This is a genomic window from Methylotenera sp. (assembly GCF_029945705.1).
In the GTDB taxonomy this organism is placed as follows: Bacteria; Pseudomonadota; Gammaproteobacteria; order Burkholderiales; family Methylophilaceae; genus Methylotenera.
This window is the reverse complement of the sequence record NZ_JAQSDC010000056.1, coordinates 21,311-43,993: the sequence shown is the minus strand read 5'-3', so window position 1 is coordinate 43,993 and position 22,683 is coordinate 21,311. Positions and strand designations below refer to the sequence as shown.

The window sequence follows — 22,683 nt, the reverse complement described above, 5'->3', positions numbered from 1 at the left end:
ATTAAGTGCCACTTATTTTAAGTGCTTCGTTCACTGCTTTACGATTAAATTTTGGCGCCATGAGTTCAATAAAACCATACATATAAGCACGTAAGAAAGCATCTTTACGAACACCTAAATAGGTCGTGCTGTTTGGAAATAGATGGCTGACATCAACCATTGCTAAATTTGAGTCACGCTCAGTGTCATATGCCATATTCGCTAGCAACCCTACGCCCAACCCTAATGTCACATAGGTTTTAATCACGTCAGCGTCAATTGCGGTCAGCACAACGTTAGGTGAAACGCCTGCTTCGCTAAACGTTTTTGATACCAAGCTACCACCTGTGTAGCCAAAATCGTAGGTAATCAACGGATAAGCCGCTAATTTCTCCAGTGTCAATGTGCCATCTAGCAGCAACGGATGACCGTGTGGCACCACCACGCAACGGTTCCATTCATAACAAGGCAGGCATAATAGGTTTTCAAAATCACTAATATACTCAGTCGCAATGCCAACGTCTGCATCACCTTTTGCAACTTGTTCAGCCACTTGGCTAGGGTTGCCTTGGTGAATGTTTAACTTAACATGCGGGTAAGCTGTCATAAATGCTTTTACAACCGCCGGCAATTTATAGCGAGCTTGAGTATGCGTAGTCGCAATTGTCAAGGTGCCAGTTTCGGTATTACTAAACTCATCACCTACGCGTTTGATATTATCGATTTGATGCATGACTTTTGCAGCTAACGATAGTATCTGCTGGCCTGGCTCAGTAATGCCCGTGAGCCGCTTTCCATTGCGTAAAAATACCTGCAAACCGATCTCTTCTTCAAATAACTGAATCTGCTTACTCACTCCTGGTTGTGAAGTATATAAAGCATCAGCTGCACTCGTGATATTAAGGTCTTGGCGAGCCACCTCGTTGAGATAACGTAGTTGTTGTAGTTTCATAGTCTTTTAATTTCGTTGTCTTTGTTATTTCAAAGTTAAGCAATTCAATATAACTAAAAATTATACATATAGAATGACATATTCTAAAAAATATATTTTATACCTGATATAGTGCGCAGTCTTTAGGAAAAATGTTTAATAAACTGCTTTAATTAACGGATACTCCACATGGAATTTGGTTATATTGTCGCTGGCTTTGTTGTCGGCATGTTGGTTGGTTTGACTGGTGTGGGCGGCGGCTCTTTAATGACGCCGATTCTTGTGCTATTTTTCCACATCAAACCCGCTTTAGCTGTAGGCACGGATTTGCTCTACGCTTCAGTGACAAAAAGTGTAGGTATTTTCGCACACGGCAAACTTGGCAATATCGATTGGAAAATAGTACGACTGTTAGCATTTGGTAGCGTTCCAGCGTCTATTTTAACGACCCTGTATTTGCGTAATCAAGATATCGCTTCAGATGCTGCAGTGAATACCATTAAATTTTGGCTTGGCATTGCGCTATTAGTGACTTCACTTTCTGTGCTATTTCGCAATCAGTTGGTTAAATTTTCAAACAAAGAACATTTGGTGAATGAGAAATGGACGCCCTATTTAACCGTCATATTAGGCATAGTGTTAGGCGCATTAGTCACGCTAACCTCAGTTGGCGCAGGCGCATTGGGGGTAACAGCCCTCTTAATCATCTATCCGCGTAGATCTATTCTCACTATTATTGGTTCAGATATTGCGCATGCAGTGCCACTAACATTGGTTGCTGGGCTTGGTCATGCAAGTATTGGCACCGTAGATTACAGCTTACTTGGCACTTTATTAATCGGCTCAATTCCAGGCATTTGGATTGGTAGCCACTTGAGTTCAAAAATACCTGAGCATGGGGTACGTATTGCACTTGCATTAATATTGATTTTTGTGGGCTTAAAACTCGTTTTCCATTAAAATAACGAGTTACCTAGCTCTGCACTGCCGTAGAAATTATTAGTTAAGTTTTTGAGATTAAGAAAAGCACAACATGTATAAGTATGATGAAATAGACCAGACACTAGTCGATGAGCGCGTTGCGCAATATCGTGATCAAACACGTCGTTATTTGGCAGGCGAATTAAGCGAAGAAGAGTTCCGTCCGCTACGTTTACAAAACGGCCTGTATATACAACGCCAAGCGCCTATGTTGCGTATTGCCGTGCCTTACGGCATGCTGTCAAGCAAGCAATTACGTAAATTGGCTGACATTACTGGCAAGTACGACAAAGGTTACGGACATTTCAGCACGCGCCAAAATTTACAATTAAATTGGCCTAAATTAGAAGATGTGCCAGAAATTTTAGCTGAATTAGCGACGGTTGAAATGCACGCTATTCAAACTTCGGGTAACTGTATCCGCAATATTACTACCGACCAATTCGCTGGCGTTGCACCTGATGAAATTATTGACCCACGCGTCATGGCTGAAATCATGCGTCAATGGAGTACATTTCACCCAGAATTTGCACTATTACCTCGAAAATTCAAAATTGCTGTTTCTGGTACTACGGACGACCGTGCTGTGGTGCAAATGCACGACATCGGCATGGAGTTTTATAAAGATAATAATGATAAAGTCGCCATTAAAGTATGGGTAGGCGGTGGTTTAGGTCGTACGCCGATTCTAGGCGCGGTAATTCGCGAGCATTTAGAATGGCAGCATGCGCTAACCTATTGCGAAGCGATTATTCGCGTTTACAACTTACATGGTCGTCGCGATAACTCTTACAAAGCGCGTATCAAGATTTTGGTAAAAGCACTTGGTATTGAAGAGTTCAAACGCCAAGTTGAAGAAGAGTGGTCGCACTTGAAAGATGCACCTAACACGATTCCTGAAGGTGAATTAGAGCGCGTTAGCAAACATTTCGAAGCTATGCCTTATGAAGTATTACCAGCACATGATGCAAGTTTTGATGGGGCTATTGCAAGTAATCCAGCTTTTGCTGCATGGGTAAAACGTAATGTGCATGCGCACAAAACTGCTGGCTATCGTGCCGTTACGCTCTCTTTAAAACCACATGGTACAGCGCCTGGGGATGCAACTGCGGAGCAAATGCATGTTGTTGCCGACCTTGCCGACCAATATAGCTTTGGCGAATTGCGTGTATCACACGAGCAAAACTTAATTTTGGCCGATATCAAACTAAGCGACTTGTTTGCTGTGTGGGAAAAAGCCCGTGCAAATGGTTTAGCAACGCCAAACATCGGCTTGTTGACTGATATTATCTGCTGCCCAGGTGGCGATTTCTGTTCATTGGCTAACGCAAAAAGCATCCCGATTGCTACTGCAATTCAAATGCAGTTTGATAATCTAGATTACTTGCATGATATTGGCGATATTGAACTCAATATCTCTGGTTGTATGAACGCCTGTGGTCATCACCACATTGGCCACATCGGTATCTTAGGTGTCGATAAAGATGGTTCTGAGTGGTACCAAGTCAGCATTGGTGGTAGCCAAGGTAATGACGCAAGCTTGGGCTCAGTGATTGGGCCATCATTCTCTGCAGAAGAAATGCCTTCCGTAGTACAAAAATTGATTGATGTTTACATTCAAGAGCGCACACCTGAAGAGCGCTTTATTGATACCGCACGTCGCCTCGGTGTTGCACCATTCAAAGCACATGTTTATGCAGACAAAAGCACAGCAAAACCAGGAGTAACCGCATGAGTAATCTAATCACGCTAAATAATGGCATTGCTTCCATTACTGAAAATGAATGGACTGTCGTTAAACTACCAGTTAGCCAAGTGGAAGAACGTAAACAGGCGGGTAAAGTAGTTTTATTCAAGCTCACTGGCGAAAAAACTGTTTCAGCCGAACAAATTGCTAATACTGAGATTCCAAGCAATGGCAAAATAATTGTACCACTAAGCGTATTTATCGCGCGCAAAGCCGAGCTACAAGGCCGTATGACCACCAATGAAATCGGCGTGTGGGTTGATACCCATGAAATTTTAGAAGATTTAGTGGCTAGTGTAAGCGATTTAAATAGCTTGCCGATTATCGCCGTGCATGTAGAACGTTTTGCTGATGGTCGCATATTTTCACTAGGCACCCTATTGCGCTCACGCTATGGCTTTAAAAATGAATTGCGTGCGATTGGAGATGTATTGCGTGACCAATTATACTTCTTTAAACGCAGTGGCTTTACTAGCTATCTCGTTCGTGCTGATCGCTCAGCCACAGAAGCTTTAGCAAGCTTGAGTGACTTTACCAACCCATACCAAGGTGCGGTGGATGAACCTCGCCCTGTGTTTAAACGCTACAATCGGATTGCGTAATGAATAGTATCGTTTCTATACTCAAACCAGCGGCTAGCAATCCCGCTACTAAGCCTGAATTGACTGATACTCTTGTTGCCAGCGTGAATGCAAAAGCGGCTGCCGTCATTATGTTATTGCGCGATGCTAGAGCTGAGTTAAAAGCAATTACCTTCGCCAACAGCTTTGGTGCAGAAGACATGGTGTTAACTGACATCATCTTAAAAAATCAGTTAGCGATTGAGATTTTCTCACTCGATACTGGTCGCTTACCTGTTGAAACGTATGACTTGATTGCAGAAACTGAAAAGCATTACAGCACAAAGCTTAATGTGTATTTTCCACAAGCCGCCACGGTCGAGTTTTACGTTAAGTCTAATGGCATTAATGCTTTTTACGAAAGTATTGATTTGCGTAAAAGCTGCTGTCATATGCGTAAAGTAGAACCTTTGCAACGCGCACTTAAAGGCAAAGCTGCATGGGTGACTGGTATGCGCGCGGCACAAGCCACTACACGAACTAGCTTACCAGTGCGCGAATTTGATGAAGGCAACAAACTAGAAAAGTTTAATCCATTAAGCGATTGGACAGAGCAAGAAGTTTGGGCCTATATCCGCATGCACGAAGTACCTTATAACCAACTGCACGATCAGTTTTACCCAAGTATCGGTTGCGCACCATGTACACGCGCCATTGCCATGGGCGAAGATATTCGTGCTGGCAGATGGTGGTGGGAAGACCCACTAAACAAAGAATGTGGACTTCACGTAAAGAATTAATTATATAAAGTAAGCTATTGAATATGTTAAATAAAGAAAAAATAAATCACCAACCCCTGTCGCATTTAGATTGGCTAGAGTCCGAAGCTATTTATATTTTGCGCGAAGTTGCAGGTCAATGCTCAAATCCAGTGTTGCTGTTCTCGGGTGGTAAAGATTCACTATGTATTTTACGTTTAGCTGAAAAAGCTTTTCGCCCAGGTCGCTTTCCGTTTCCATTAATGCACATTGATACTGGTCACAATTACCAAGAAGTGATTGATTTCCGCGATCAGCGTGCTGCTGAATTGGGCGAACGCTTAATTGTGCGCTCAGTTGAAGATTCAATGAAACGCGGTACTGTCGTGTTGAAATCAGCCGATGAATCGCGCAACAAACACCAATCCGTCACGCTACTTGAAGCGATTGAAGAATTTGGTTTTGATTGCTGCATTGGCGGCGCACGCCGTGATGAAGAAAAGGCCCGCGCTAAAGAACGTATCATGAGTTTCCGCGATGAATTCGGTCAATGGGATCCGAAAAATCAGCGCCCAGAATTGTGGAGCTTGTACAACGCTCGTTCACACAAAGGCGAGAACATTCGCGCTTTCCCTATTTCAAACTGGACTGAAATGGACGTTTGGCAATATATCGAACGTGAAAAACTACAATTACCAAGCATCTATTTCGCCCATCAACGCGACGTGGTCATGCGTGGCGGCTCAATCGTGCCAGTGAATGTGCCGCTTGTCAATGGCGAGGTGACCAACCCTGTGAAAGCTGGCGAAGAAATCATCAACATGCAAGTACGCTTTAGAACGGTTGGCGACATTAGCTGTACCGCACCAGTAATTTCAGATGCTGATACCGTTTCTAAAATTGTACTTGAAACTGCAACATCGACCATTACAGAGCGTGGCGCAACGCGCTTAGATGACCAAACCTCTGACGCATCAATGGAACAACGTAAAAAAGAAGGCTATTTCTAAATGAGCAATGTAACAAAACAACATAACGATAGTCTTTTGCGCTTTATGACTTGCGGCTCTGTCGATGACGGAAAAAGTACGCTTATCGGCCGCCTCTTATTTGATACCAAAACCATTTTGGCAGACACATTAACGCAAATTTCGAACACCTCGAAAAAGCGCGGTATGGAAGCGGTAGATTTGTCTCTATTGACCGATGGCTTGCAAGCTGAACGTGAGCAAGGCATTACCATTGACGTAGCTTATCGTTACTTCAGCACAGGTACACGTAAATACATTATTGCCGATGCGCCTGGTCACGAACAATACACTCGCAATATGGTAACGGCTGCGTCCACCGCTAATTTAGCGATTATCTTAATTGATGCGCGACGTGGCGTTTTAACGCAAACACGTCGTCACAGCTATTTAGCGCATTTGGTTGGTATTCAGCATATTGTAGTTGCCGTGAACAAAATGGACTTAGTGAATTACGACCAAGCCACTTACGACAAAATCTGTGCAGATTATCTAACGTTTGCCAATGAAATTGGCTTTGCACAAGCTAGAGATATTAAGTTCATTCCAATGTCTGCCTTAACTGGCGACATGTTGGTTGACCGCTTAGAGAACATGCCTTGGTACACAGGCGAAACGCTACTTGAGATGCTAGAAAAAGCACCTGCAGCACATACTGAAAATGATGAAGAGTTCCGCTTTCCAGTGCAATTTGTATGTCGCCCGCACGCCAGTGCAGATGCTGATTTACATGACTTTAGAGGCTTTATGGGTAGAATCGAAAGCGGCTACATTGCCGTAGGCGATGCTGTGACTGTATTACCAAACGGCTATCAATCTAAAGTTAAAGCCATTCAAATTGGTGATGAGCAATTACAAAGCGCACAAACTGAGCAAAGCGTCACGCTATTGCTAGAAGACGAAATTGATACTTCACGCGGCGACATGATTGTAAAAACAGGCAGCACCATTGAACCTGTTAAACAAATCGAAGCCTTTGTTTGCTGGTTGTCAGAAACGCCATTATCCCCTGCTCGTACTTATGTGATTCGTCACACTACGCGCGAGTCAAAGGCTAAAGTCGGCGCTATTGCATACAAAGTAGATGTGAATACGCTTGAAGAACAAGCGACTTCTGACTTAAAAATGAATGATATTGCGCGCATTACCTTCAAGTTAGCACAACCTCTTATGGTTGATAGTTACAGTGCTAACCGCGCAACTGGTGCTTTTATTGTCATCGACGAAAGTACAAACAATACGGTTGGCGCTGGGATGATTGTTTAAGCCTTGTTTGGTATAGCGCAGCAATTAAGCCATGCAAATTAATTAAATTTCAAATAAAATAGCGTTTTACGCTTTATAGCTGTTAAGGAACTAAAAATGACCTATGTCGTTACTGAAAACTGTATTCAATGCAAATTTACTGATTGCGTTGATGTTTGCCCTGTAGATTGCTTTGTAGAAGGCCCTAACTTCTTAGCAATTAATCCAGATGAGTGTATTGATTGCACACTATGCGTTGCAGAGTGCCCCGCTGAAGCAATTTTTGCAGAGGATGATGTACCAGCAGATCAACAAGAATTTATCGCCTTAAATGCGCGATTGGCTGAGTTATGGCCAGTCATTACCTCACGTAAAGCAGCGCTAGAAGATGCAGAAGCAATGAACGGTGTACCAGGTAAGCGTGATTTATTAATCGAATAACGTTTTCATTTTTTAATTAAAGAGATTTAGTTAAAAGTAGTATTAAAAAAAGGAGACTTTCGTCTCCTTTTTTATTTTTATTATGACGCAAGATACTCAACAACTAAGTCGATTAAGCATGGACGTGTTGATCCAAATCAGCTGCATTTACATCACCTTTCCAAAAGTAATAAAACTCTCGTCCAACTTTCAATATGACTTTATAAGCCTCATTTGATGAGAATAAAGTCAAGTTTGCATCGACAGCATGCCGGTAGGCGACTGGTTGTTTATGTGGAGCACTCCGTAATAGAATCAATAGAAGTTTAGCTAATTTTTTACATGCGCTGACTGCGAACTCCTCTACTCCGTTACCGCGCAACACTTTCTCATACTCCTCTAATGGCTGCATCTCTGATTTTGTTAACGTATGCTTATCTAATGATTCCCACAAATTTTTTAATTCAGTCTCACCTGGTTTCCATTTCATTAAATTTGCACCAAAGGCATTATCTTGATTCATCGCGACAACCGCTTTAATATCGTCTATCCAAAATGAAAAAAACTCTCTAATCACCGGCAAATAACTAAACCACATTGATTTGTCTAAGTTTTTAAACAACTGCTCTACCGCATCCCTAAAGGCGTTGCCATCACAATGAATATTTTCAATCCATGGAATAAGCTTAAGTATAATAACCTCACGCTGCCGAAGTTCAACTTTGGTAAAGCCTTTACGCTCTAAAAGATTTAGATATGCACTTAATGCGACATGTTCACGGCTCTTATTCATTATCTGCTCTACTTTCTAATAACGTCACTTACTGTTGTTGCTGTTCAGCGTCTCTATAAAACCCAAATACAAACTTACTAATACACAAGATATAATGCATTTTAAATGGAGGGTAAGCTTTTCAATTTAAAGAACAAAAATGGGTATCAGTGGCAATTTATCACTTGAATTGAACTCGGAACACTAGATAAAAAACCTCAAGAATCTTCAAGACTGAATTAAAGTTTGTATAATAATTAAAAATGTATGACACCACCTCCACTCAAATACTTGCAACATTACGCGGCTTCTCTGCAGGAGAAGATTCGGCAGTTACAATCTCAAGACATGCTAGGCGAATACATCGCGCAACGTTATCCAGAATCGCACCAGATTCAAACTGACAAAGCTTTGTACATCTATAGCAACGAGTTGAAGCAAACTTTTTTGCGCAATGCGCCATTGCTAGACAAAGTGCATTATGACAACCGCTTAACTGTCGATCATCATGCACTAGGATTGAATACTGCAATCTCACGCATACAGGGCGGCAAGCTTAAAGCTAAAAAAGAAATACGAATTTCTTCGTTCTTTAAAGAAACACCTGCGGATTTTTTAAAAATGATTGTTGTGCACGAACTTGCGCACCTAAAAGAACGAGATCATGACAAAGCTTTCTATCAACTTTGCCAGCATATGGAACCTAATTACCATCAATTAGAATTTGATTGTCGGGTGTATTTACTTTGGAAAACAGAGAGTTTAAACAAATAGCCCAAGTAAGGTAAATTTAATCGCCTCTGCAATTAGCTAATCTAAGCGCTAAGTTATGGCTGATTGAAAAATTTGCTTTGACGAATCATTACCCAGCCAAACAATAAATATCCTGCCATCGCTAACGCCAAGCCAGACGGCGCATACCAGACTAAAGGTACAATCAAACCAGCAGACACTGTCGACAGCAACATTTGTATAAATGCTTGACCTGAAGCCGCAGTGCCTCTGATTTTAGGATGACGATCAAGGGCGATAAGTGAAAGTATGGGCATTGCTAATGCCATACCGATGTTAAATAAAGCAATGGGCAAAATGTTAAAAACAGGATTTGTGGGTAATATATAACAAATCGCCACATTCAAGATGACCATTGAAGCCATCCACAGATAAGCCACTTTAACTACTTTTTGTTTTGCATAGCGCCCTGCGGCACGTTTTGCCAAATACGAACCCAAAATCATGCCGCAGACAGTAGGGATAAACATGTAGCCAAACTGATGTTCTGTAAAACCTAACTGCTTCACTAAAAACACTGGGCTAGCTAACACGTATAAGAAAAAGCCTGCAAAATTCGCACTCAGTGCCAAGACGACATAATTAAATTCTTTATCACCAAAGATGACTTTGTAGTCTTTGATGACTTGCTTAACAGAAAGTGGCATACGTTTTTCCACTGTCATGGTTTCAGGTAAATAACGCATCGCCGCCCATAAACTTAGCGCCGCATAAATTGCTAAGAAAATAAAAATGGCTTGCCAATGAATTCCTAACAATAATCCACCAATAATAGGGGCAATAGCAGGGGCAATACCAAACAGCATTTGCACCGTTGCCATCACCCGCTGGGCTTGTGCACCTTCAAACAAGTCACGTACCATTGCACGAGCCACCACATTACCAGCACCACCAGACATACCTTGTAATGCACGAAAGAACCACAATGTTTCGATATTCGTTGCTAAAGCGCAACCTATAGATGCCAACACAAATACACCTAGACCCCATTTAATCGTGGTAATACGACCTATTGAATCAGAAATAGCACCATGAAATAAGGTCATGAGTGCGTAAGGCAAAAGATAAAATGTTAGGCTTTGCTGTATTTGTACATCGCTTGCACCGAGTTGCACACCCATCACATGAAATGCTGGCAAATAGGTATCAATAGCAAAGGGAGCAAGTGCCGCAAGACTTGCCAACACATAAACTAAGAAATTAGAATGGGATGATTGGATAGATTTAATGTTCATAGACTTGAATAATGAAAAAAGCGCGCTAGCTTAAAATGCTGCGCGCTTTGTATTATATCTGCTAAAGCTTAAGGTAAGGCATGAAACTCTTCTACTCGCTCTTTATCACCAGCCGCGTATTTTTTAGAGTTCTTATCCGTTCTAAAAATAATCGGCTGATTAGCGATTACAGGGTTTTTGCTGTCTTCAATGGCTTTTTCAATTAAATGATGATTGGGTGAAAGCGAACACACTGGGTCGGCACTTTCAGCATCGCCTGTCAATAAAAACGCTTGGCAACGGCAACCGCCTAAATCATTCATTTTTTCAGGACAAGTGACACAAGGTCCTTTCATCCAAGCCGTTCCACGGTATTTATTGAATGCTGGCGATTCTTTCCAAGCGTATTCCAGACCATTTTCACGCACATTTGGGAATGCCATATTTGGCAAAACGCGTGCAGAGTGACAAGGCAAGACGTCGCCGTTAGCAGTCACAATCATAAACACTTCACCCCAACCGTTCATGCATTTCTTAGGGCGGTCGCCAAAATAATCAGGCACCACAAAAAAGATTTTCATCTTATTGCCCACTTTTTGGCGGAACTCATTGGTGATGCGCTCAGCTTCATCAATTTGCTCTTTCAATGGCATCAGTTGACTACGGTTAACAAGACTCCAGCCATAATATTGAGTATTGGCAAGTTCAATATAATCCGCACCCAGCGCCTCAGCCATTTCTAAAATTTCTTTCATATGGCCAATGTTGTAGCGGTGTATCACCACATTCAATACCATTGGATAACCATGATTTTTAATCATAGCGGCCACTTTTTTCTTTAATTCAAAGGTCTTGGTGTCAGTAATGAAGTTATTAATTTCTTCAGTAATATCATGCATTGAAAGTTGAATATGATCTAAGCCACCTTCTTTAAAAGCTTGAATACGCTTTTCAGTTAAACCCACACCGGAGGTAATCAGGTTGCTGTAATAACCCAACTTTCTAGCTTCAATCACAATATCTTCAATATCGTCACGTAGCAAAGGTTCGCCACCAGAGATGCCTAACTGAATTGCACCCATTTTGCGGGCATCACGCAAGGCTTGAATCCACTGCTCTGTGGATAATTCGTTTTGTGTATGCTTATCATAATCAGTTGGGTTGTAACAAAAAGCGCAATGTAATGGGCACCTATAAGTGACTTCAGCCAATAACCAAAGCGGCTGTGTTTGGGTAATATTAGCAGCAACACCATTATTTTTGGCTTGCGCATGTATTTCTTTTTGAACTACTGACTCACCAAGCGATGTTTGTGTCATGTGCTATCTCATTCTGTATAAAAACTAATTAACTTTCCGAATCCAAGCTTTTCCAAATGCCATATCAAACATGCCAATGACATCACCTTCAATGGTTGTAGCATCTGGAAATGCTACTTTCAGCTCATCCACAATCGCTCCCACAGTAGCTTTACCATCAACCCGCTTGATTACCTCACCTGCTCCACCGTGCAGTTTAACCATACCTTCTGGAAAAAGAATCACGTAGCTTTGCTGGGCCTCTTCCCATTGAAAGCGATGGTGCATGGCAATCGAAAACACATCTGTGAGCTGAATGCCTGATAGTGTAGGATCTATTGCTAAATTTTCCATTATATTTCCAATAAAATCACAAGAGTTGAATCGTAAGTTTTAGTCAAAATGAATAACTGGCTGATGGAAGTAATCTTTACCATCAATCTTAATATCAAGCGTTGAAGCCAGCATGATGGAGTCTGCAATTACCCATAAAACGTTTAATTTGAACTGTAAAATTTCTAGTGCGCGCATTTGCATTTCACGTGAGGTACTAAAATAATCTAAGGTAACACCCAAGCCCTGCTCTACATCACGGCGCGCTTCTGTTAAACGCTTTTTAAAGTAAGTTAAACCTTCTTCTTTAATCCAAGGGTACATAGTAGGCCATGAACTAATACGTTGTTGGTGTATGTGCGGTGCAAATAGTTCGGTTAAACTTGAACATACAGACTCTTGCCATGGACGCTGTTTAGCAAAATTGATATAGGCATCCACAGCAAAACGCACACCAGGACTCACCATTTTTAAGCTCACAATATCTTCACGGCTTAGGCCAACTGCGGCGCCAAGTTGAATCCACGCTTCAATGCCACCGACAGTATCACCCACGCCGTCATGGTCAGTAATTCGCACTATCCATTGCTTACGCACTTCAACATCTGGACAATTAGAGAGAATTGCCCCATCTTTCATCGGAATCGCAATTTGGTAATAGAAGCGATTTGCCACCCAGCATTGCAATTGCTCTTTGGTCAATTTACCTTCATACATCATCACGTGAAACGGATGATAAATATGATAGCCCTTGCCTTTTTCACGAAGTTTTTCTTCAAATTCTTCACGTGACCACGGCATATTTTGAGATAGATTATCTTTTGCAATTGCGTTCATTTTTTTCTCCTAAAGAATGATGTCCATACCATCATAGGCAACCTCAATGCCTGCTTTATTCAATGTGGCACGTTGGGATGAATCTTCATTCAGAATTGGATTAGTGTTGTTGATATGAATCAATATTTTGCGTGGTTTCTCCATCGCATTCAAAATACTCATAATGCCGCCATCACTTGATTGATCTAAATGGCCCATTTCACTTGCACGTTTATCGCTAATGCCTTCTTTAGACATTTCATCATCAGTCCAAACAGTACCATCCACCAAAATACAATCTGCGTTACGCATATATTCCAGTACATGTGGCTCGGCCACACCCAAACCTGGTGCGTAGAATAAACTTTTTCCTGTGCGCGTGTCTTTAATGTGCATGCCAATATTGTCGCCAGGCACAGGTTTGTCTCTGCGCGGAGAGTAAGGCGGTGCATTACTTAATAATGGTACCGCGGTAAACTCTATGCCTGCTGCGCTAGGAATGGTGAATATGGATTGGTCAGTAACGATTTCATGGTGATTAATACCACGGAAATAGCCTAAAATATTAAATACTGGAAAGCCAGTAGTTAAATCATCCTTTACCGCATCGGTACAATAAATTTCCCAAGGTTTGTTATGCTCGCGCAGTGTAAGCAAACCAGTGACATGGTCAATTTGTGCATCGGTAATGACAATCGCCGAAATTGCAGTGTCGCGAACTAGGCGTGCAGGTTGAAACGCAGGGAAATCATCTAATTGCTTTTTAATGTCAGGTGATGCGTTAAATAGTATCCAGTTAACGCCGTCAGCACTCACCGCTATTGAAGACTGTGTACGCGCTGAAGCTTTAATTGTGCCAGCACGAACGCCTTTACAGTTTTCACAATTACAATTCCACTGAGGAAACCCACCACCAGCCCCTGACCCTAATACGTGTATATACATGAGACTCTTTTTATTTAAATTAAAACTAAATTTTACGCTGTTTTAAAAGCATCAGAATAAAAAAAGGCTGTCAAAAATGACAGCCTTTTATTTGAACAAATTACTTGTTCATTACGTACATTGTAACTTCAAAGCCAAAACGCATTTCTGTAGCTGCTGGTGTTGTCCACATGATAAATTTCCTTTTTTAGTCGTTAATTAAATTCGTTGCTGCACATTTATTTATCGCTACAACGTGAGATGAATAATGCGCTCTATTCGGTCATAGCAATACTGCAATGTTACTGATTAACGACTAAGTAATTTCATGATGCCTCAGCATCACGAGCAGGCTAATTACTTTTTCTGGCGTCGAACACGTACCGCGTAAGCAAGCGTATTAAGCATATCAACTGTATCATCCCAACCTAAACAAGCGTCAGTGATTGATTTCCCATACTCTAACTCACACCCTGGCGTATGGTCTTGACGACCTTCGTTTAAATGCGACTCCAGCATGACGCCAATGATATGTTGATTACCGTTTGATAATTGTGCAGCAATATCTTGCGCCACGTCTTTTTGACGCAAGTAATTTTTGCTGCTATTACCGTGACTGCAATCAATCATTAATATTTGCTCAAGACCTGCATCAGACAAGTTCTCACAAGCCTCTTTCACACTTTTAGCGTCGTAATTGGGCGTTTTACCACCACGCAAAATCACGTGGCAATCTTCATTGCCTGAGGTTGAGAATATGGCAGAGTGACCCTCTTTAGTCACAGACAAAAAGTGATGTGGGCTAGATGCTGTTTTAATTGCGTCTATAGCTACACGGACTCCGCTATCTGTACCGTTTTTGAAACCGACTGGGCAAGACAAACCAGAGGTTAGCTCGCGATGCACCTGTGACTCAGTTGTTCGCGCTCCGATTGCACCCCAACTCACTAAGTCAGCCACATATTGCGGCGTAATCATATCTAGAAACTCCGCGCCAGCCGGCATGCCAAGCTCATTCACATCTAGTAGAAATTTACGCGCGATTTCTAAACCTTCGTTAATTTTATAGCTGCCATCAAGATGCGGGTCGTTAATCAAGCCTTTCCAACCTACCGTCGTGCGCGGCTTCTCAAAATAAACGCGCATCACAATCAACAAGTCTTGTGACAAATTTTTGCGAACTTCCATCAAGCGGTTCGCGTATTCCAAACCCGCTTTGGTATCATGTATTGAACATGGTCCGACAACCACTAAAAGACGGTCATCAGATTGATGTAATATATGGTGAATTTCTTTACGCGTGGCTAAAATGTTTTGTGTTGAATCGGCACTTTCTTTCAGGCGATCCAATAACTCTAATGGCGTAATTAGCTTCTTTATCTCACGTATGCGTACATCGTCTGTGGCTAGCTTTTTATATTCGCTCATTTAATCATTACTTTTTAAAATTTGTTCTAAAACTTCTAGAAAACGGGCATTTTCACTGAATAACCCAATACTTACGCGTAAATAATCGGGCATTTCATAGTTGGCAATTGGACGCACAATCACACCATTCTGCAATAGTTTTTGATTCACCTGCGCTGCATTTTGCGACTTATTCTTCACGGTAAAACTCACAAAGTTTGCAAACGATGGAATATATTCCAGTCCTAGTTTATTAAAGCCTTGTGTCAACTGCGCCATACCAGCTTGATTCAAGGCATAAGAGCGTTCAACAAAATCATCGTCAGCAAGTGAAGCAACCGCTGCAGCTTGAGCAATACTATTCACATTAAAAGGCTGGCGCACACGATTCATCAAGTCAGCAATGTCAGCATGACATAAACCAAAACCAACACGCAAACCAGCTAAGCCATAAGCCTTGGAAAAAGTGCGTGAAATGATTAAATTATCAAACTCATTCAACCAAGAAATCGCTTCTGATTTATTAGCTGCTGATAAATATTCATCATAAGCTTCATCCAGCACAACTAATACTGTTTTTGGCACTTGCTTTAAAAACGCCAGTAATTCAGCTTTGCCTAGCAATGTCCCTGTAGGATTATTCGGGTTAGCAATAAATATAATGCGTGTTTTTGTAGTAATCTCTGAAAGCATTGCAGGCAAATCATGTCCGTAATTTTTAGCTGGCACAACCACGCCTGTTGCTCCCGTTGCTTGCGTGACTAATGAATAAACCGCAAAAGCGTGTTGAGAGTAAATAACCTCACAACCAGCTGTTAAAAAAGCACGTGCAGCAAGCTCTAATATATCGTTGGAGCCATTACCAAATACCAGTTGATTCGGCGCAACACTAAACTTTTGACTGACAGCATCACGCAAAGCAAAACCATTGCCGTCAGGGTAGCGTGCAACATCAAGCAAAGCTTCTTGAATAGCATAGTCCGCTTTAGGACTAATACCCAAAGGATTCTCATTCGATGCAAGCTTCACAATATCTTCTACTTGCAAGCCCATTTCGCGTGCAAGTTCAGAAATTGGCTTGCCGCCTTGATATGGCGCAATCGCTTTAATATACGCAGGGGCTAACTTTGCCACAGCACTGTGGGCTTGATTACTGCTAGACATACTCATACAAGAAACCTTAAAAACTTAATTTTGCTTAAATTACTGCAACTGGATAGGAACCCAGCACCTTGAGGAAAGATGCGCGTTCAGAGCATTCAGCTAATGCCGCCTTCACTTTCGCATCATATTGATGACCTTCAATATCGACAAAGAACACGTAATCCCACAAGCCTTGCTTAGATGGGCGGGATTCGAACTTAGTCATACTGACACCATGCCTTGATAATGGTTCTAACAGATGAACCATAGCGCCTGGGATATTCTTGGATGTCATTACTAGCGAAGTTCTATCTTGACCAGATGGTGCTACTTCGTGCGAACCTAACACTAAAAATCGCGTTGTGTTTTTAGCATCATCTTCAATATTCTCGGCAAGTATATTCAAGTCAAAGAGTTCTGCCGCCCGCTTGCTTGCAATCGCTGCCGCAAAAGTACCGTCAGTAGAAACCAAGTCATGAATCATTTGTGCTGCGCGTGCGTTGCTAGTCACCGCTTCACGTGTTACTTTTGGCATGAGGCGATTAAGCCACTCATGGCACTGCGCCAGTGATTGCGTATGTGAAAACACGTGGCTAATATTAGCAATATCAGTTTGTTTAGATAGCAAACAATGATGAATTGGCAGCGTGATTTCACCACAAATCTTGAGCGGGCTTGATAACAGCAAATCTAGCGTGAGCCCAACTGCGCCTTCGGTAGAGTTTTCAACTGGCACGACACCGTAATCTGCTTGACCAGCCTCAACTGTTCGAAACACTTCATCGATTGAACCGCAAACTATTGCACTTCTACCCAAGCCAAATTGCTTGAGTGCGGCTTCTTCACTATAAGTACCTAACGGCCCTAAGAACGCGATAGACAGCTCTTTTTCAAGCGCACGACAGTTTGACATCACTGCACGAAAAATATTACTTACAGCCTCGTTAGCTAGCGGCCCTTGATTGTTCGCTTGCAAGCGACGCAATACTTGCGCTTCACGTTCTGGCCGATAAATCACACCATCATCTTTCAAGCTACCAATCGCACGTGCAAGTTTTGCCCGCTCGTTGACTAGCTTAAGCACTTGCTCGTCTATGGCATCGATTTGATCGCGATGTTGTTTAAGTTGTTCGCTCATGCCGAATGTTTGCTTTCAAAAACTTTCATATAAGCAACTAGTGCCTGCAAACCTTCAATCGGCATTGCATTGTAAATACTGGCTCGCATGCCTCCCACGGCACGATGACCTTTAAGTTGCAATAAACTATTTTCCTGCGCACCTTGCAAAAAGGCATCATTTAATGATTCGTCTTTCAAATAGAAAGGAATATTCATGCGTGAACGATTTTTTAATGCAACATGATTCACATAAAAATCTGTTGAATCAATATAGTCGTAAAGTAACTTAGCTTTAGCTATATTGACCTCCTCAATAGCAGCCACTCCACCCTGTTCAATCAACCACTCAAATACCAAACCCGCGATATAAATACTATAAGTAGGCGGCGTATTAATCATAGACTGATTTTCAGCCTGTGTTTTCCAATTGAATACAGCTGGCGTTAGTGATGAAGCGCTATCAAGCAAATCTTCCCGCACAATCACTATACACAAACCTGCTGGGCCGATATTTTTTTGCGCGCCACCGTAAATCACACCGTATTGGCTTACATCAATTTCACGCGAAAGAATGTGTGAAGACATATCCGCGACAATAGGCACGCCATTGGTGTTGGGTAAATCAAGAAACTCAACGCCACTCATGGTTTCATTGGTACAAATATGCAAATAAGCTGCATCTTTGTTAAGTTTCCAGCTAGAGAATTCAGGCACGTAAGTATATTTATCAGCCTCTGTACTGGCAACTACATTAATTTTTCCATACGCACTGGCGTCCTCAACACTGCGTTTACTCCAACCGCCCGTCACAGCATAATCTGCGGCTTTGCCGTTAAGTAAATTCAGTGGGATCATCGCATTTTCAGCAATCGCACCGCCTTGCAAAAACAATACTTTGTAATTGTTTGGAATATTCAACAGCGTACGTAAATCAGCCTCAGTTTTAGCCAGAATACTCATAAACTCTTTACCGCGATGCGACATTTCCATCACACTCATGCCAGAGCCATGCCAATCCAGCATTTCTGCTTGAGCACGCGCTAATACAGGTTTGGGTAAAACTGCAGGACCTGCAGAAAAATTAAAAATCTGAGTCATTATGAATAATTCTTTATTTGAAGTTTTTTATCATGAAGCTTTTTATAAAATTAAGCGTTATCGTCTGCTTCTGTATCTTCATTTGCATCAGATTCAAGCTCTGAATTAGATTCAACCACCTCATCTAACTCTACTGTTGCATCCATATCTGCATCAACTTCTGATTCAGGTAATTCAGGATCGTCAGATTCAACAATTTTCTCAAGTCCAGAAAGTTTCTCACCTTCACCTAGATTAATCAACGTGACACCTTGTGTTGCGCGGCCTAATTCACGAATCTCTTTCACACGGGTGCGAATCAATACGCCACCAGTGGTAATCAGCATAATTTCATCGTCTTCGTTGACCAATTTAGCCGCCACGACCAAGCCATTACGCTCACTGATAGCAATCGCTTTAACACCCTGCGTGCCTCGGCCAGAATGACGGAAATCCGCAAGCACAGTACGTTTTCCATAGCCATTTTCAGTAGCCACTAAGACAGACTGTTGATCATTATCAGCAATCAATAATGACAGTACTTGTTGATTGTCAGCCAATTTCATACCGCGAACACCGCGAGTAGCTCGACCCATCGAGCGCACATCATCTTCACTAAACCAAACCGCTTTACCGCCGTTTGAAACCAAAATAACATCATTAGCGCCGTTGGTGATTTCAGCACCAATCAAGAAGTCATCTTCATCTAAGTTGATGGCGATAATGCCTGATTTACGTGGGTTTGCAAAATCAGACAACGGCGTTTTCTTAACGGTACCTTGTGATGTTGCCATGAAAATAAAGTGATTTTCGTCAAACTCTTTTACTGAAAGAATCGCATTAATTTTCTCGCCCTCTTCAAGCGGGAATAAGTTCACAATCGGTTTACCACGGCCAGTGCGGCTACCTTGCGGCACTTCGTAAACTTTCAACCAATAGACTTGACCGAGACTACTAAAACACAAGATGAAATCATGCGTATTTGCAACAAACATCTTGTCAATAAAGTCATCTTCTTTAGTTTGTGCCGCTTGTTTACCACGACCACCACGGCGCTGTGCACGATACTCATCAAGTGGTTGCGATTTCACATAGCCTGTATGAGAAAGAGTTACAACCACATCTTGCGGGGTGATAAAGTCTTCTAAAGATAAATCTTGTGCATTTACTACAATTTCACTACGGCGTTTGTCGCCAAATTGCTTACGAATTTCAGTTAACTCATCGTTAATAATGGCCGTCACACGCGCTGGCGTTGCCAAAATATCTAGTAAGTCAGCAATAATATCCATGACTTCTTTATACTCACTGACAACTTTATCTTGCTCAAGACCAGTTAAGCGTTGCAAGCGCATTTGCAAGATTTCTTGCGCTTGTACATCACTTAAATGATAGCCATTTGGCATCAAACCAAACTCGACACTTAAACCTTCTGGGCGTGAAGCTTCCATCGCCGCACGTTTAAGCATTTCTTCAACCACTGGTGATTTCCAAGCTTTTGCCATCAAAGCCACTTTTGCTTCTGGCGGTGTTGGTGCGGCTTTGATGATAGCAATCATCTCGTCCACGTTTGCAAGTGCAACGGCTAAACCTTCTAAGATGTGACCGCGTGCACGTGCTTTTTTCAATTCAAACACAGTACGGCGTGTAATAACTTCACGCCTGTGGCGCAAGAACGCCTCTAACATTTGTTTTAGGTTGAGCAAACGTGGTTGACCATCTAACAAGGCCACCATATTCATACCAAACGTGTCCTGCAATTGCGTTTGTTTGTATAGGTTATTCAATACAACTTCTGCAATCTCGCCACGTTTAAGCTCAATCACAACACGCATACCCGACTTGTCTGACTCATCGCGCAAATCAGAAATGCCTTCGATTTTCTTCTCGTTGACCAATTCAGCGATTTTTTCAACAAAGGTCTTTTTATTCACTTGATACGGAAGTTCATCAACAATCAAAGCTTGGCGACCACCACGCTCTAAATCTTCAACGTGTGTGCGACCACGCATCACCACACGTCCACGACCCGTGCGATAACCTTCTTTAACACCCACTGTGCCGTAAATAATACCCGCGGTCGGGAAGTCTGGCGCTGGCACTAATTCAATGAGTTCTTCAATACCCATTTCGGGGTCTTTAAGCAGCGCAAAGCAGGCGTCCAATACTTCATTGATATTATGCGGGGGAATATTAGTGGCCATACCCACAGCAATACCAGAACTACCGTTAATCAGCAGATTGGGAATGCGTGCAGGCATGATGAGCGGCTCATGTTCGCTGCCATCGTAGTTAGGGCCAAAATCAACGGTTTCTTTGTCAATATCAGCTAACAATTCATGCGCGATTTTCGACATACGGATTTCTGTATATCGCATCGCCGCAGCGTTATCACCATCGACAGAACCGAAGTTACCTTGACCATCGACAAGCATGTAGCGCAACGAGAAGTCCTGCGCCATACGAACGATAGTATCGTAAACAGCCGTGTCGCCATGTGGATGGTACTTACCGATGACATCACCCACGATACGCGCAGATTTTTTGTAGGGTTTATTGTAGTCGTTTGAAAGCTCATGCATCGCAAATAAAACGCGACGATGAACTGGCTTTAAACCATCACGAACATCCGGTAAAGCGCGCCCTACGATAACACTCATTGCGTAATCGAGATACGATCTACGCATCTCATCTTCTAAGCTTATAGGTAGGGTTTCTTTAGCGAATTGATCCATGTGCGAACTAACTTTTAATGGTTTTTATGTGCCATTATTTTAGCACAAAAAGAGTGCAAATTAGTAGCGCTAACAGTGATTAACGATTAGCTGCTTACAATACCTACTCTAGCGTTGAGCAAGTATTGTAAGTGCTATTTTGTAAGTAAAAACAAGTCAGCTTTTAAGTCTTCAACATGCTCTAATCCAACAGCAATTCTCACCAAACCATCTTGAATTCCAGCGGCTGCACGCGCATCAGCTGTTACGCGACTATGCGTAGTAGTCGCTGGATGCGTGATGGTGCTTTTGGCATCACCTAAATTTGCTGTTATCGAAATCAACTTGGTGGCATCAATCAGCGCCCATGCGGCTTCTTGAGCTGTTTGACCAGTTTTTGGCTTAACTTCAAAACTCACTATACCGCCACCATTGCTCTGTTGCTGCATAGCGAGTGCATGCTGTGGATGTGATTTCAAACCTGGGTAAAAGACACGCGCCACCTGTGGTTGTGCTTCTAACCATGTTGCCAATGCAAGTGCATTCTTAGCATGCGCTTCCATACGAATGAATAAAGTTTCTAAACCCTTTAAAAACACCCAAGCATTAAATGCGCTCATGGTCACACCTGCGGTGCGCAAAAAGCCATAAACAGGCTCCATCAGCGCCTTGCTGCCAAGTACAGCACCACCTAAACATCTACCCTGCCCATCGATATATTTAGTGGCTGAGTGGATGATAATATCAGCACCTAATTCAAGAGGCCGCTGAACTGCAGGTGTACAGAAACAATTATCTACCACGAGATAGGCACCAGCTTGATGTGCAATATCAGCCAAGACACGAATATCACCAACCTCCGTCATTGGGTTTGATGGCGTTTCCACAAAAAACAGTTTAGTTTTTGGCGTGACAGCCGCTTGCCATTCAGCAGGGTTCGTTAACGAAACATAAGTCACCTGCAAACCCCAGCGTGCCATGATATTGCTAAATAACTGAACGCTAGTACCAAAGATACTACGTGAAGCGACAAGATGGTCGCCAGCATTACATAAACCCATGACGCAAGCTAAAATCGCCGACATACCGCTTGAGGTAGCCACGCACTGCTCTGCGCCTTCTAAGGCAGCTAGTTTATTTTGAAACATGGTGACAGTTGGATTGGTAAATCTCGAGTAAATATTACCAGGCTCAGTACCGCCGAAACGCGCCGCTGCTTGAGCCGCACTGTTAAATCTAAAACTAGAATTCAAAAACAAGGCTTCAGAGTTTTCACCGAACTCGGTCATCTCGTTACCCGCGCGTACGCTTAAGGTTTCTGGGTGGTATTGTTTATTCATTTCACTCTCATTTCAATTAGCGCTACTTATATCATTTCTTTTGGGCATTAAAAAACCCGTTTAAGCTTTAGCCAAAACGGGTTCT

General features: G+C 42.3%; 22 protein-coding genes. 8 read left to right on the top strand and 14 right to left on the bottom strand.

Features of this window, described 5'->3' with window-relative positions; translation table 11 throughout:
- Position 1: 1 nt before the first annotated feature.
- Positions 2–931, bottom strand: coding sequence for an HTH-type transcriptional regulator CysB (gene cysB / locus PSU78_RS12575; protein ID WP_300388522.1), 930 nt, complete (start codon positions 929–931; stop codon positions 2–4).
- Positions 932–1,099: 168 nt separating this feature from the next.
- Here cysB and PSU78_RS12570 point away from each other — a divergent pair, with 168 nt between their 5' ends.
- The 7 genes from PSU78_RS12570 to fdxA all read left to right on the top strand — a co-directional run bounded on the left by PSU78_RS12570 (position 1,100) and on the right by fdxA (position 7,670).
- Positions 1,100–1,870 carry a sulfite exporter TauE/SafE family protein gene (locus PSU78_RS12570; protein WP_300388520.1) on the top strand — a complete coding sequence of 257 codons (771 nt, stop codon included), beginning with the start codon at positions 1,100–1,102 and terminating at the stop codon, positions 1,868–1,870.
- 73 nt (positions 1,871–1,943) lie between these two features.
- Positions 1,944–3,626 (top strand): nitrite/sulfite reductase, encoded by a 1,683-nt coding sequence (locus tag PSU78_RS12565; protein WP_300388518.1) that lies wholly within the window; start codon positions 1,944–1,946, stop codon positions 3,624–3,626.
- Positions 3,623–4,240 (top strand): DUF934 domain-containing protein, encoded by a 618-nt coding sequence (locus PSU78_RS12560; RefSeq protein ID WP_300388516.1) that lies wholly within the window; start codon positions 3,623–3,625, stop codon positions 4,238–4,240. The genes PSU78_RS12565 and PSU78_RS12560 overlap by 4 nt, the downstream gene beginning before the upstream one ends.
- Complete coding sequence (locus PSU78_RS12555) at positions 4,240–4,998, top strand: phosphoadenylyl-sulfate reductase (protein ID WP_300388514.1); 759 nt, start codon at positions 4,240–4,242, stop codon at positions 4,996–4,998. Before PSU78_RS12560 ends, PSU78_RS12555 begins: the two co-directional genes overlap by 1 nt.
- 23 nt (positions 4,999–5,021) lie before the next feature.
- The gene (gene cysD, locus PSU78_RS12550; RefSeq protein WP_300388512.1) at positions 5,022–5,966 is read left to right on the top strand and encodes a sulfate adenylyltransferase subunit CysD; all 945 of its coding nucleotides are present in this window, start codon (positions 5,022–5,024) and stop codon (positions 5,964–5,966) included.
- Positions 5,967–7,250 (top strand): sulfate adenylyltransferase subunit CysN, encoded by a 1,284-nt coding sequence (cysN, locus tag PSU78_RS12545; protein WP_300388510.1) that lies wholly within the window; start codon positions 5,967–5,969, stop codon positions 7,248–7,250.
- A gap of 96 nt (positions 7,251–7,346) precedes the next feature.
- The gene (gene fdxA, locus PSU78_RS12540) at positions 7,347–7,670 is read left to right on the top strand and encodes a ferredoxin FdxA (RefSeq protein WP_013147898.1); all 324 of its coding nucleotides are present in this window, start codon (positions 7,347–7,349) and stop codon (positions 7,668–7,670) included.
- 112 nt (positions 7,671–7,782) lie between these two features.
- Here the strand turns inward: fdxA and PSU78_RS12535 are convergent, their stop codons facing one another.
- Positions 7,783–8,442 (bottom strand): hypothetical protein, encoded by a 660-nt coding sequence (locus PSU78_RS12535; RefSeq protein ID WP_300388507.1) that lies wholly within the window; start codon positions 8,440–8,442, stop codon positions 7,783–7,785.
- 246 nt (positions 8,443–8,688) lie between these two features.
- Here PSU78_RS12535 and PSU78_RS12530 point away from each other — a divergent pair, with 246 nt between their 5' ends.
- Positions 8,689–9,195, top strand: coding sequence for a YgjP-like metallopeptidase domain-containing protein (locus PSU78_RS12530; protein WP_300388505.1), 507 nt, complete (start codon positions 8,689–8,691; stop codon positions 9,193–9,195).
- 53 nt (positions 9,196–9,248) lie between these two features.
- On the opposite strand, the gene PSU78_RS12525 is transcribed toward PSU78_RS12530, so the two are convergent.
- From PSU78_RS12525 to PSU78_RS12470, 12 genes are all read right to left on the bottom strand, one after another.
- Positions 9,249–10,448, bottom strand: a complete 1,200-nt coding sequence (locus tag PSU78_RS12525; RefSeq protein WP_300388503.1) for a multidrug effflux MFS transporter — start codon at positions 10,446–10,448, stop codon at positions 9,249–9,251.
- Positions 10,449–10,516: 68 nt separating this feature from the next.
- Positions 10,517–11,746, bottom strand: a complete 1,230-nt coding sequence (gene pqqE / locus PSU78_RS12520) for a pyrroloquinoline quinone biosynthesis protein PqqE (RefSeq protein ID WP_300388501.1) — start codon at positions 11,744–11,746, stop codon at positions 10,517–10,519.
- Between the two features lie 24 nt (positions 11,747–11,770).
- Complete coding sequence (gene pqqD / locus PSU78_RS12515) at positions 11,771–12,079, bottom strand: pyrroloquinoline quinone biosynthesis peptide chaperone PqqD (protein ID WP_300388499.1); 309 nt, start codon at positions 12,077–12,079, stop codon at positions 11,771–11,773.
- A gap of 39 nt (positions 12,080–12,118) precedes the next feature.
- Positions 12,119–12,895 (bottom strand): pyrroloquinoline-quinone synthase PqqC, encoded by a 777-nt coding sequence (gene pqqC / locus PSU78_RS12510; RefSeq protein ID WP_300388497.1) that lies wholly within the window; start codon positions 12,893–12,895, stop codon positions 12,119–12,121.
- 9 nt (positions 12,896–12,904) lie between these two features.
- On the bottom strand, positions 12,905–13,819 hold the full coding sequence (pqqB, locus tag PSU78_RS12505) for a pyrroloquinoline quinone biosynthesis protein PqqB (protein WP_300388496.1): 915 nt from the start codon (positions 13,817–13,819) through the stop codon (positions 12,905–12,907).
- A 100-nt stretch (positions 13,820–13,919) separates the two neighbouring features.
- A complete protein-coding gene (gene pqqA, locus PSU78_RS12500; protein ID WP_012777389.1) occupies positions 13,920–13,991 on the bottom strand; it encodes a pyrroloquinoline quinone precursor peptide PqqA in 72 nt (23 codons plus the stop codon).
- Positions 13,992–14,155: 164 nt separating this feature from the next.
- Positions 14,156–15,226 (bottom strand): 3-deoxy-7-phosphoheptulonate synthase AroG, encoded by a 1,071-nt coding sequence (gene aroG, locus PSU78_RS12495; RefSeq protein WP_300388494.1) that lies wholly within the window; start codon positions 15,224–15,226, stop codon positions 14,156–14,158.
- On the bottom strand, positions 15,227–16,369 hold the full coding sequence (gene hisC, locus PSU78_RS12490) for a histidinol-phosphate transaminase (RefSeq protein WP_300388575.1): 1,143 nt from the start codon (positions 16,367–16,369) through the stop codon (positions 15,227–15,229).
- Positions 16,370–16,403: 34 nt separating this feature from the next.
- On the bottom strand, positions 16,404–17,486 hold the full coding sequence (pheA, locus tag PSU78_RS12485) for a prephenate dehydratase (RefSeq protein ID WP_300388492.1): 1,083 nt from the start codon (positions 17,484–17,486) through the stop codon (positions 16,404–16,406).
- On the bottom strand, positions 17,483–18,565 hold the full coding sequence (gene serC, locus PSU78_RS12480; protein ID WP_300388490.1) for a 3-phosphoserine/phosphohydroxythreonine transaminase: 1,083 nt from the start codon (positions 18,563–18,565) through the stop codon (positions 17,483–17,485). The genes pheA and serC overlap by 4 nt, the downstream gene beginning before the upstream one ends.
- A gap of 50 nt (positions 18,566–18,615) precedes the next feature.
- Positions 18,616–21,279 carry a DNA gyrase subunit A gene (gyrA, locus tag PSU78_RS12475; RefSeq protein ID WP_300388488.1) on the bottom strand — a complete coding sequence of 888 codons (2,664 nt, stop codon included), beginning with the start codon at positions 21,277–21,279 and terminating at the stop codon, positions 18,616–18,618.
- Positions 21,280–21,413: 134 nt separating this feature from the next.
- Positions 21,414–22,598 carry an O-succinylhomoserine sulfhydrylase gene (locus PSU78_RS12470; protein WP_300388486.1) on the bottom strand — a complete coding sequence of 395 codons (1,185 nt, stop codon included), beginning with the start codon at positions 22,596–22,598 and terminating at the stop codon, positions 21,414–21,416.
- Positions 22,599–22,683 lie beyond the last annotated feature (85 nt).